Origin of the sequence: Veillonella sp. 6_1_27, assembly GCF_000163735.1 — a bacterium.
Classification (GTDB): Bacteria; Bacillota; Negativicutes; order Veillonellales; family Veillonellaceae; genus Veillonella; species Veillonella parvula_A.
Window position 1 is genome coordinate 230,632 of sequence record NZ_GG770215.1, and the last position, 11,746, is coordinate 242,377.

The 11,746-nt window shown below is 36.8% G+C and carries 11 protein-coding genes and 5 tRNA genes; 15 read left to right on the forward strand and 1 reads right to left on the reverse strand.

Annotated elements, in window-relative coordinates; translation table 11 throughout:
• The first annotated feature begins 1 nt into the window (after position 1).
• From HMPREF0874_RS01055 to HMPREF0874_RS01090, 8 genes are all read left to right on the forward strand, one after another.
• Positions 2-1,489, forward strand: coding sequence for a TrkH family potassium uptake protein (locus HMPREF0874_RS01055; RefSeq protein WP_039964933.1), 1,488 nt, complete (start codon positions 2-4; stop codon positions 1,487-1,489).
• A gap of 15 nt (positions 1,490-1,504) precedes the next feature.
• A complete protein-coding gene (locus tag HMPREF0874_RS01060) occupies positions 1,505-2,101 on the forward strand; it encodes an MBL fold metallo-hydrolase (protein WP_008600800.1) in 597 nt (198 codons plus the stop codon).
• A 50-nt stretch (positions 2,102-2,151) separates the two neighbouring features.
• Positions 2,152-2,227 (forward strand) — tRNA-Asp (locus tag HMPREF0874_RS01065).
• 5 nt (positions 2,228-2,232) lie between these two features.
• A tRNA-Phe gene (locus HMPREF0874_RS01070) sits at positions 2,233-2,308 on the forward strand.
• 7 nt (positions 2,309-2,315) lie between these two features.
• Positions 2,316-2,390, forward strand: a tRNA-Gly gene (locus HMPREF0874_RS01075).
• Between the two features lie 9 nt (positions 2,391-2,399).
• A tRNA-Cys gene (locus HMPREF0874_RS01080) sits at positions 2,400-2,474 on the forward strand.
• 14 nt (positions 2,475-2,488) lie between these two features.
• Positions 2,489-2,577 (forward strand) — tRNA-Leu (locus HMPREF0874_RS01085).
• A 106-nt stretch (positions 2,578-2,683) separates the two neighbouring features.
• Positions 2,684-3,139, forward strand: coding sequence for a DUF523 domain-containing protein (locus HMPREF0874_RS01090; RefSeq protein ID WP_004697220.1), 456 nt, complete (start codon positions 2,684-2,686; stop codon positions 3,137-3,139).
• A gap of 94 nt (positions 3,140-3,233) precedes the next feature.
• Here the strand turns inward: HMPREF0874_RS01090 and HMPREF0874_RS01095 are convergent, their stop codons facing one another.
• Complete coding sequence (locus HMPREF0874_RS01095; RefSeq protein WP_008600803.1) at positions 3,234-5,066, reverse strand: phosphoethanolamine transferase; 1,833 nt, start codon at positions 5,064-5,066, stop codon at positions 3,234-3,236.
• 169 nt (positions 5,067-5,235) lie between these two features.
• On the opposite strand from HMPREF0874_RS01095, the gene HMPREF0874_RS01100 reads away from it, so the two are divergent.
• The 7 genes from HMPREF0874_RS01100 to HMPREF0874_RS01130 are packed head-to-tail and all read left to right on the forward strand — an operon-like array spanning position 5,236 to position 11,651.
• Positions 5,236-5,961: a ScpA family protein gene (locus HMPREF0874_RS01100; protein ID WP_008600805.1), complete on the forward strand. Its 726-nt coding sequence runs from the start codon at positions 5,236-5,238 to the stop codon at positions 5,959-5,961.
• A 12-nt stretch (positions 5,962-5,973) separates the two neighbouring features.
• Entirely contained in the window at positions 5,974-6,483 is a 510-nt protein-coding gene (gene scpB, locus HMPREF0874_RS01105) for an SMC-Scp complex subunit ScpB (RefSeq protein WP_008600807.1), read from the forward strand.
• 1 nt (position 6,484) lies between these two features.
• On the forward strand, positions 6,485-7,213 hold the full coding sequence (locus tag HMPREF0874_RS01110; RefSeq protein ID WP_004697430.1) for a pseudouridine synthase: 729 nt from the start codon (positions 6,485-6,487) through the stop codon (positions 7,211-7,213).
• A complete protein-coding gene (locus tag HMPREF0874_RS01115) occupies positions 7,210-8,457 on the forward strand; it encodes an NAD(P)/FAD-dependent oxidoreductase (protein ID WP_008600810.1) in 1,248 nt (415 codons plus the stop codon). Before HMPREF0874_RS01110 ends, HMPREF0874_RS01115 begins: the two co-directional genes overlap by 4 nt.
• 8 nt (positions 8,458-8,465) lie before the next feature.
• On the forward strand, positions 8,466-9,149 hold the full coding sequence (gene cmk / locus HMPREF0874_RS01120) for a (d)CMP kinase (protein WP_008600813.1): 684 nt from the start codon (positions 8,466-8,468) through the stop codon (positions 9,147-9,149).
• Positions 9,142-9,762 carry a 1-acyl-sn-glycerol-3-phosphate acyltransferase gene (locus HMPREF0874_RS01125; RefSeq protein WP_008600814.1) on the forward strand — a complete coding sequence of 207 codons (621 nt, stop codon included), beginning with the start codon at positions 9,142-9,144 and terminating at the stop codon, positions 9,760-9,762. The genes cmk and HMPREF0874_RS01125 overlap by 8 nt, the downstream gene beginning before the upstream one ends.
• Positions 9,753-11,651 (forward strand): bifunctional 4-hydroxy-3-methylbut-2-enyl diphosphate reductase/30S ribosomal protein S1, encoded by a 1,899-nt coding sequence (locus tag HMPREF0874_RS01130; RefSeq protein ID WP_008600816.1) that lies wholly within the window; start codon positions 9,753-9,755, stop codon positions 11,649-11,651. Before HMPREF0874_RS01125 ends, HMPREF0874_RS01130 begins: the two co-directional genes overlap by 10 nt.
• Positions 11,652-11,746 lie beyond the last annotated feature (95 nt).

Consider the following 11,746-nt stretch of genomic DNA (forward strand, 5'->3'; position numbering starts at 1 on the left):
TATGCGAATTCAAATCGTTATGTCCTTAGTGGGTCGACTACTCTATATATTTGGGATTTTTACTTTAATCCCTTTTATATACAGTGTTGTATTTGAAACTGCATATTGGTCATTCCTTATAACCACAAGCCTTTCTTTAGTTTTGGGGACGCTTTTATCTTATTACGGTTGTGAAAGTCAAAGCTTTAGTATTCGTGATGGGTTCTTAGTTGTATCCTCTACTTGGATATTCACGGTTATTTTGGGGGCTTTACCTTTTTTGGGGAGTGGCATATTGACTAATGTTTTTGATGCTTTATTTGAAGCCACTTCGGGTATTACTGCAACTGGTGCAACTATTATTTATAGTGTTGATACGTTACCAAACACATTTGTATTGTGGCGTGGCCTTATGCACTGGGTTGGAGGGATGGGGATCATCGTCCTTATCTTATCATTTTTAAAGAATTTAGGAGCAGATGCAGCACATTTCTTTAATGCAGAGGCATCTGTACCAAAGCCTGGTGTTGTAATGCCGCGTATTCAATCAATGGCTACAAAGCTTTGGCAGTTGTATATTGCCTTTACTGCTCTTTGCTTTCTTATGCTGTGGGCTGGAGGCATTGAACCTTTTGATGCGTTAAACTATGCCTTTTCTATTATTGCCACGGGTGGATTTGCACCGACATCAGCAGGGGCTTTTATTTATGAACAAAGTAATTATATTTGTTTCGTATTTATATTCTTTATGTTTCTTGCTGGTGGCAATTTCTCTGTGTATTACAATGCACTTCAAAAAGGAATTCACGTTTTAATTAATGATTTTGAAACACGTATGTACTGGCTTGTAGTGTTTATTGGTATTGCCATTGTATCAATATCTCTAGCATTACAATCTAGCTATTCTAGTCCTTTAGAGATTGTTAGAAATGCTGCCTTTAATTTAGTTTCGCTTCAAACTGGTAGTGGTTTTGCTATTAGTGATTATGATTTGTGGCCTGCTGCAGCACAGATGATGTTATTTATTTGTACATTTTTTGGTGGTTGTAGTGGTTCTACAACGGGCGGTGTAAAAATTATACGACTTATTATTTTGATTAAGAGTTCTATAATTTATTTGCGAAAATCAATTCATCCTGATATGGTTCAAGTAGTACGTATTAATGGCAAACCGATGCCTACTAAATGGATCCAGATGACACATCAATTTTTATTTTTATATTTAATGATTTATGTGGTATCTGTTTTTCTAATGACTTGTACTGGTCTTAATACATATGATTCTATGCAAGTGGTCACGGCCTTTCTTAGCAATGTAGGACTAGGGTTTGGTGGCTTTGGTCCTACTGATTCCTTTAATGTTATGCCGGATACTGCTAAATGTATTGCTATTGTAGACATGTTACTAGGTCGTTTGGAGTTATTTACGATTTTAGTTATGCTTCACCCTCAGTTTTGGGAAGGGTATTTTATTAAAAAAGAGGTTCCTAAACGATATCGTATTCTATAGGAGGGCGGGAACTATATGGAAGTTATAAAACGTCCTCTAGGGCTTTATAAAGCAAATTGTTATGTGCTTATCAAAGAGGGAAAATCTATAATCATTGATCCGGGTTTTCATTGTAATTACATTATTGATATGGTTGCAGATTCTCAACCCATAGCAGTTTTATTGACACATGGTCATTGTGATCATGTGTCAGCCTTGGATGAAGTGTGTACACATTATAATATTCCCGCTTATTTACATCCTTTAGATCAAGAATTGTTACAGTTAATTCGACGGAGACCAAGTGTATATAAGAAAAAAATGTATACACATTGTAATGATTTAGTAGAGGGGCAATTACAGTTAGATCCTTTTAATATAATAGTTCATCATACACCTGGGCATAGTGCTGGATCGGTTTGTTTAGAAATTGAAGGCCATCTATTTACTGGTGATACTTTATTTAAACAAAATGTGGGAAATACAGATAATTATAACAGTAATCCAGCTGATTTGATTAAGAGTTTGAATCATCTTTTAACTTTGTCTAAGGAGTTAATTGTTGAGCCTGGACATAGGGAATCTACTATATTAAAACATGAGGAAGAATTTATTAAAAATATTGTAGTATAGTGTTGACAAAAGTCCTGATAACCGATATACTAAGCAAGTACTTTGGTTACGGCCCCGTGGTGTAGCGGTTAACATGTCGCCCTGTCACGGCGAAGATCGTCAGTTCAAATCTGATCGGGGTCGCCATTTATGCCTCGGTAGCTCAGTTGGTAGAGCAACGGACTGAAAATCCGTGTGTCGACAGTTCGATTCTGTCCTGAGGCACCATTTATATGCGGGAATAGCTCAGCGGTAGAGCACCGCCTTGCCAAGGCGGGGGTCGCGAGTTCGAATCTCGTTTCCCGCTCCAATTTTATATGGCGGCATAGCCAAGCGGTAAGGCAGAGGTCTGCAAAACCTTTATTCCCCAGTTCGATTCTGGGTGCCGCCTCCACAATCGTTACCCATGCCGGGGTGGCGGAACAGGCAGACGCAACGGACTTAAAATCCGTCGGTTGGAAACAACCGTACCGGTTCGATTCCGGTCCTCGGCACCAATTAAGACTAACTTTGGGTTAGTCTTTTTTCTTATATACAATTAAAACGATTTGTGAAAATTATTACTATAAGTTACGTATAAATATATAAGAGATAGATAAATCTATGAATAAGAAACCTAAGTTATTGATTAGTGAATGCCTATTTGGTGTACCCTGTCGATATGATGGCAAAGACAATTATATAGAAACGATAGAGGCTCTAAAGGAATATTATGAATTAGTACCAGTATGTCCGGAAGTGTTAGGGGGACTTAGTACGCCTCGTGATCCTGCGGAGCGTCAAGGTAAACGTATATGTACTGTTAATGGAGCTGATGTTACAGATGAGTTTGTAAGAGGTGCTCAATTAACAGTTGATATTGCACTAAAATATGGTTGCAAGCAAGCTTTGATGAAGGCGAAAAGTCCTAGCTGTGGATATAAGTGCATTTATGATGGAACTTTTACTAGAACATTGAAAAATGGTCATGGATGTACTGTAGAGGCTCTATTAGAAAAGAATATAAGAATTTATACGGAAAATGATATAGAGCTTTTGCTTGCAGAAAAAAAGAGATGAGTTAAACTCATCTCTTTTTGGTTATATTAAGTTGTTTTACTATTAAAATAACTTAATACAATAGAAAAATAATGGCTACAATATCAATTAAAGACTACTTGTTTGCATTAACAGGATCATTTGCTAATGGTTGTTCACCAAGTAATGTAGTTAAGTTATGTAGATTAAATCGATATTGAGCATTACTAAAATCTCGTGTTGCATCATATCGTTGACTTGGAGCATGCATGAGACCAACTAATGTATCGTATAGCAAATCATTAGTAAAGAATTGATGCTCGTGTTTTGCAAGTACCTCAGCAGTCTGTGGATAGGTTGAGCGATATTGTGGAGATAGGTATACCCAGAATGGAATATGTGTCATAACAAAATCAAATGTATCAGGGTTATGCGATTTGTCTAAACTTTCACCGTGATCGGAGAAATACACCATGGCTTGTAAGTTTAATTTGTCTTTGCCATAATTGTAAATTTGTTGTAATAACCAGTCTGTGTATAATTGGCTGTTAGCATATGCTTCTTGACCATCAGGATACGGACCTTGTTTCCACTTGCTAAATTCATGCGGGTAACGATCATTGTAGTAAATATGACTACCCATAATATGTATAACGATAAAGTTGTTCTTGGTAGGATCTACAGTTTCTAATAATGGCAATAGAGCTTCATCATATCGATCTGAGAATGCATAAGATTCATGGGCCCATTTTGTTGTGTCTGCAGTCTTAGCCATTAATGAAATAGCTGTATCATATTCACCGAATACACCTTGATTGCTAAACCAAGAAGTCGTGTATCCCGCTTTTTTAGCAATATCTAAGATATTGGCTGAATCAAGAAATGGTTTATCATCATATTGATTTCGTTCAGATAGTGCACGCTCCAAGGTTGGTACTGTTTGTACGTACGATGAATAGGCATTATCAAAGAAGACAAAGTCTTTATTGTCCGAACGCATATTGCCTTGCCATGGAGTATCGTCATATGGGAAGTTTGGATTATATACTTTCATATAATCTCGAGAACTAGATTCGCCAATGACTAGAATAATAGTACCAGGTGTTTTGTTCACCGCTGTTTCCTTTGTGTCTAAATTAAAGGAATCAAATACTAAGTGGTGATTATCATTATATTGTTGCATTTGTTTTACATAATCGCCTGCAGCAATCCAGTTCGCCACAATACAGGTTTGAGGGAACAAGAAGAATGGTACATATACTAAAAAAGCTACAAGGGATGCGATGAGCATAGCTGACCGCATAGGACGTGTAGTATTTAAGTTTACTACTGCTTTCATTCCTAAGTTAGACCAGTACAATAAATAAGTCCATAAAATAAGACCAATACTCACTGCTATAAGACCAGGTATACCAGCTGCATTCTTTAAAAAACCAAATGCTTCTTCTGGATTGGTCATATATACGGCTAGCAGACTGGCTGGCGTTAAGCAATGCCAAGTAGTCATGTAATAGCCGATCTGTAAGAATGGTATTAAGCTCAGAATCATGGAAATGATAGCCATGATTAAGGATGTTGTTTTATGGAAGCGATTTGTTTGGTTCAGTAAAAACTGAATGCCTGATAATCCCATGAAAATTAATAAGCCAAATAAAAAATCATTAGCAAATTCATAGAAGTATAATGGCTTCACATAGGACCAATGGAATAAAAGAGGAAAGGTAAGTGCCCATAAGATTCCGACTAGGCCATACCCTAAAAAAGGCCTGTGGAAAACGGTACACCCCATAAAATATTGAAATAAAAAGGTACCTACAATTGTTGGTACAGCTAAAATCGTAATATCCTCTACATCAAGCCCTAAGGTTATGGGCTCATAAATTAAAAATAAGATGATATATAAAACAATACCTATAATACCAAAGCGAAAAATTGGATTTCGCCCAATTTGCCTCACACTCGATGACATAATAAATCCTCTCTAAAAGGAATACACAATAACGTATCTTTTTTTAATATAAAATAATTACAATAATAAAGATAGCAGATGAGTGTAAAAAAAACAATTATTTGAAAGTACTACTATAAATGCTTTATAATTATATAGTTAAAAACATTTTTTCTGAGGATTGGGTTTTATGGGAGATTATAACTACAAGTTGGACGTTTTTGAAGGTCCCCTTGATCTGCTCTTGCATCTCATTGAAAAACATAAAATAGAAATTACCGATATTCCTATCGTTGAAATAACGAGTCAATACTTGGCATATCTAGACAATTGGAACCATTTTGATATTCATTATAGTAGTGAATTTCTTGTTATGGCATCTACCTTATTACAGATTAAATCACGCATGTTATTACCTAAGGCTGAACCTGAGCCCGATGAAGCAGAGGATCCACGTGACGAGTTGGTAGCAAAATTAGTAGAATTTAAGAAAATTAAGGATATTACATCTCTATTAATGGAGCGTACCGCTGTATCTGCGAATATATTTAGTCGTCCTGAAGAAACGAGTGTGCTTGGATTAGATAGTGTATATAATTTGGAACTTTCACAGTTATATCAAATTTTTTATCAAACTATAAAACGAGCTAAAGAGTTATCAGAAGAAGAGACGATTCGTGAGGTAAAGGTTGAAAAGGATACGTATAGTTTAGAGGACATGATTATATCCTTGTCTCGTCGTATACATCGTGGCGAATGTCTATATTTTAGGGAGTTATTAGTAGCAATTGAAACGAAAAGTGGTATGGTAACCATCTTTATGGCTGTTTTAGAATTATTAAAACAACAAGTTATGGAAATGCGTTATGAAGATGATGATATTATATTCACTGCTACCTTGGATGGGGCCGTGTAGAAAGGGGGCTATATGAGCTTACCAACGATGCATTTAGAAGCCGTTTTGTTTTCAGCAGCAAAGCCTATATCGATAGATATGCTAGAAGAGGTGTTTGGTCTTTCCACAGAGGAAACACAAAAATATATAGAAGAATTACAACGTGAACTAAAAGAACAAAATAGAGGTATTCGATTACGTATATCAGGAGCCGGTGTTGAATTAGTCAGCGCTGTTGAATGTGCTGATTATGTTGGTCATATTCGTAAAAAAGAAGATAAATTATCTAATGCGGCCATGGAAACATTAGCTGTTATCGCATATAAGCAGCCTATTACAAAGGCTGAAATTGAAGAGGTTCGCGGTGTAAATAGCGATAAAATTATAAAACAATTATTGACTAGATCTCTTATAGCTGAATTAGGTCATAAGGATACTGTTGGTAGACCGATTTTATATGGCACAACTGATGAGTTTTTGAGAAGTGCTGGAGTAGAATCTATTGAAGCCTTACATCAAGAAGTTTCGGAAACAGAAGGATAACATGGAACGATTACAAAAATATATTGCCAGTTGTGGTATTGCATCACGGCGTAAGGCAGAAGAACTAATTACAGAAGGTAAAGTACAGGTCAATGGTCGCAAGGTAACCGAATTAGGGGTCAAAATTAATCCACAAAAAGATAAGGTTAAGGTTAATGGGCAATTATTGGCTCAAGAGAAACCAGTATATTATTTGTTAAATAAGCCAAAGGGGGTTATTACATCTGTGTCTGACCCTCAAGGTCGAGAAACGGTTTTAGATTATATAAAAAATGAAACGAAACGAATTTACCCTATTGGTCGTCTCGATTTATATACAGAAGGTTTGTTACTGCTTACGAATGATGGAGAGTTGGCACAAAATCTAACGCATCCATCTAAAGGCGTGGAAAAGACTTATGAAGTTCGTATCAAAGGTCGTGTTCGCGATGATGATTTGCAAATTATTGCAAATGGTGTAGAGCTTGAAGATGGTATAACTGCACCTGCAACAATTGTAGATTTAGGTTTTGATGATCATAATGGTGTACATGAAGTAGAAATTACAATTCATGAAGGTCGTAATCGTCAAGTTCGTCGTATGTTTGAACACTTTGGCTATCGTATTCATAATTTAAAACGCATTGCGTATGCTGGTCTTACTTTAGGTGGTGTGAAACGAGGCGCTTCTCGTCAACTAACAATTCGTGAAGTAAAAGCGCTAAAAGCATTGGGGACAGATAAGGCATGAAGCAAATCATAGTCATTGGCGGTGGTGCGGCAGGTCTAATGGCAGCTGTTATAGCAGGCTGTGAAGGAGCACGCGTCATCTTATTGGAAAAAATGAATATGGTTGGCAAGAAAATGGGCATTACCGGTAAAGGTCGCTGTAATATTACGAATAGTGCAGATATGGCCGAATTTATAAAAAATACGCCTGGTAATGGTAAGTTCTTGTACGGTGCCTATGAACGCTTTAGTAATGAAGATCTTCTGGACCTATTGCATAGCTGGGGGTTAAAAACTAAAGTAGAACGTGGTGGACGAGTGTTTCCTGAATCCGATTCTGCATTAGAAGTACGCAATATCTTTATGAAAATCCTAAAAAAGTATAATGTTCAAGTTCATTTAAATGAACCTGTTACATCGATTACTGTACAGGAAAATCGTGTAGTTGGTGTTACAACGGATAAGGAACAATATGCTTGTGATGCTGCTATTATTTGTACTGGTGGTGCATCTTATCCATTGACAGGTTCTACTGGTGATGGTTACGTTTTAGCCGAAAAAGTGGGACATACTATTACTGATATTCGTCCATCCTTAGTCCCTATCGTTACAAACGAAACGTGGGTAAAGGAAATTATGGGGCTTAGTCTTCGTAATGTTGAGGTATCCGTAATTTCTAAAAGTAAGGTACAAGCTAAACAATTTGGGGAAATGATGTTTACTCATTTTGGTCTTACGGGGCCTACAATTTTATCATTAAGTCACACGGTAGGTAAGTTGTTTCGTAAGAAAAATCCTCAAATTACCATTGAAATTAATCTTAAGCCTGCTTTAACTGCAGAAGTATTGGATAAGCGCTTGCAAAAGGATTTTGACTTATATTCTAAAAAACAATTGATTAATGGAATGAAGGATTTACTACCTGTAAATCTTATTCCCATTGTTATAAAGCTTGCTGAGTTAAATCCGGCTAAACCAATTAATCAAATTACAAAGGAAGAGCGTTTGCGCTTATGCCATGTATTGCAACATATGACAGTAACTGTTAAGGAATTACGACCTGTAGCGGAAGCTATTGTTACAGCAGGTGGTATTTCATTAAAAGAATTTAATCCTAAAACTATGGAGTCTAAATTGATTGGTGGTTTATATGGTGCTGGTGAAGTACTAGACATAGATGCTTTTACAGGAGGCTATAATTTACAAGCTGCCTTTTCCACAGGCTATGTGGCGGCTATGCATGCCGTACACGGTGATGAAGAATAGAGGTTATTATGAACACTAAAAAAATTGCCATTGCTATTGATGGTCCTGCTGGGGCTGGTAAAAGTAGCATTTCTAAAGTAGTGGCCAATGAATTAGGGTATTTATATATCGATACAGGTTCCATGTATCGCGGTGTTACATGGGCAGTTCTTGATAGTCAAATCGATGTTAAGGATCAAGTTGCTGTAGAAGCTTTATTACCTTCTTTAAATTTGACTTTAGAGCCTACTGCAACAGCATGCAAGGTCTATATTAAAGGGAAAGATGTTACATCATTAATTCGCCAGCAGCAAATTAATGATAATGTATCGACTATAGCTTCTTATAAAGGGGTTCGACAATATTTGGTAGAACGCCAACAAGAGATGGCCGCCGTTGGGGGAGTTATATTAGATGGACGTGATATCGGTTCTGTCGTATTACCTAATGCAGAGCTAAAAATTTATTTAACCGCTTCTGTAGATGCGCGTGCAAAACGTAGATGGTTAGAAGTACAAGGTACATCAAACGAGCAAACACTAGACGAAATTAAAAAGAATGTTGTTAGTCGTGATGAAATGGATAAAAATCGTGAAGAGTCTCCACTTGTATGCGTTGAAGATGCAGTGGTTGTAGACTCTAGTAATATGAATTTCGATGAAACTGTGGCATATATATTGAATTTAGTACAGGAGACAATCAATCATGAATAAATTTTCTACCTGGTTATGGCGTACCGCTTTTTGGCTTCGCTATAAGGTAGGGTATGGGTTGAAAGTATATGGTCGCGATAATTTTCCAATGGAAGGGCCTGTTATCGTGGTGCCTAATCATTTAAGTAATAACGATCCCCCTATCTGCGGCTATGCTTTGCCTAGACATGTACACTTTATGGCTAAACAAGAATTATTTGTGAATCCCATTTCACGTTTTTTTTGTACATGGCTTGGTGCATTTCCGTTAAATCGCGGTGCTATTGATAAAGTTGCTATTCGTCATGCCATGGGACTACTTAAAGACAATAAGGTTTTAGGCATATTTGCAGAAGGAAACCGTCAAAAAAGTGGTAAACTTGGTAGATTCCATGATGGTGCAGCATCAATTGCTCTTAGAACAGGTGTTAGCATAGTGCCTGTTGCTATCATTGGCTCTCACAATATGGAACGTAATAAAGTGGCTTGTATTATTGGTAAACCAATCCCAGTTGAAAAAGCTAAAGCGACTCCAGAAGCAATTCAAAAAGTAAATGATAGTGTTAAAAGTGAAATCCAACGAATGATAGATTCTTATCATAACAATTGTATAGAGGAGACTTTATGGAAATAATTTTGGCTGAAAACCATGGTTTTTGCTATGGTGTAAAACGGGCTGTCGAAATGGCAAATGAAGCTGCAAATAGCGATGGTAAAAGCTATACATTAGGACCTATTATTCACAATCCTCAAGTTGTAGGTCGTCTTGAAGATAAAGGGGTAAGCCCTGTTCAAGAAGTGTCTGATATCGCTGAAGGCACAATGATTATTCGCTCTCATGGTGTAGGACCTGCTATTTATGAAGAGGCAGAAGAAAAAGGATTACATGTTGTGGATGCCACATGTCCACATGTAAAAAAGGCACAGCAAGATGCAAAGTCTGTTATAGATGAAGGTATGACTTTGGTGATTTTGGGAGAAAAAAACCATCCTGAGGTCAAAAGCATTAATTTGTGGGCAAATAACGAAGGAATAATCATCGAAGATGAAGAATCCGCCCAAAAACTACAAGTTGTGGAAAAAATGGGCGTTGTTGTACAAACAACCTTTTCACAATTCAAATTTAACAGTATAATAGACATATTAGAGAAAAAATCTAAGAATCTTAAGGTTTTCAAAACGATATGCAATGCAACGCAAGAACGACAGAATTCTGCCGTTGATTTAGCACGTAATGTAGATCTTATGATAGTGATAGGCGGTAAGAACAGCGGCAACACAAACCGATTGGCAGAGGTTTGTCGTGACGTTGGATGTACAACGTATCACATTGAAACTTCTACTGAATTACAACTGGAATGGTTTAACCGAGTACAGACGGTAGGAGTAACAGCAGGAGCATCGACTCCCGACTGGATTATTAAGGAGGTCATTGAGACAATGAAAGATTTTGCAGAATTATTAGCAGCCGAAGGTCAAGAAGAATTTAAGAAAGGGAACGTTGTAGAAGGTACAGTAGTTCAAGTCGAAGATGAACGAGCTTATGTATCTTTTGGCTACAAAACTGAAGCCATTTTGAACAGAACTGAAATTTCTTATCCAGCACCAGAATCTGCCAAAGATGTGTTAAAAAATGGTGATGAAATTAAAGCAGTTATCATGAATCACATCAAAGAAGATAATCCTATTTATCTTTCCATGACTCGCTTGGCTAAAGATGAAGATTGGCAATATGTTATCGAAGCACAAGAAAAAGATGAAGCTATCGTATGTAAAGGTATTGATGCTATCCCAGCAGGTTTAGTAGTAACAGTTAAATCTCTTCGTGGTTTCATTCCATTGTCCCAAGGTGATGTTCATTTCGTGAAATCCTTGGACAACTTGGTTGGTACAGAATTTGAAGCTAAAGTACTTGAAATCGATGAAAAGAAAAACCGTTTGGTTCTTTCTCGTCGTGCAGTATTGGAAGTGGAACGTCAAGCTAAATTAGCTGAAGCATTGAAAAATATCAACGTTGGCGAAAACTATAAAGGTATCGTTCGTAAAATTATGCCTTATGGTGCATTCGTAGATATCGGCGGTATTGAAGGTTTACTTCACATTTCCGATATTTCTTGGCAAAAAATCAAAAAAGTGGAAGATGTTCTTTCCGTTGGCCAAGAAATCGAAGTTAAATTACAATCTTTCGACGCTGAAAGCAATAAATTATCCTTGTCCTTAAAAGCTTTATCTAAGAGCCCATGGGACGTTGCTGAAGAAACATTGCATGTTGGCGATGTTATTAAAGGCAAAGTTGTTCGTTTAGTAGCTTACGGTGCATTCGTAGCTGTTAATGACGACATCCAAGGTTTACTTCACATTTCTCAAATTACAAAACAACGTAATGCGAAAGTTGAAGATTACTTGAATCGTGGTCAAGAAGTTGAAGTTAAAATCATTTCTCTTAACAAAGATGAAAAGAAATTGGGTTTGGCTTTGACTGAATTGATGGAATCAAAAGAAACTGCAGAAGACGCTGAATAATTCATTGTCTAATATAAGGCTAGCCAAGGTTTCCTTGGTTAGCCTTTTTGCGTACTTTACTTAGTATATGATAAAATATAGTAATGTATTAGATT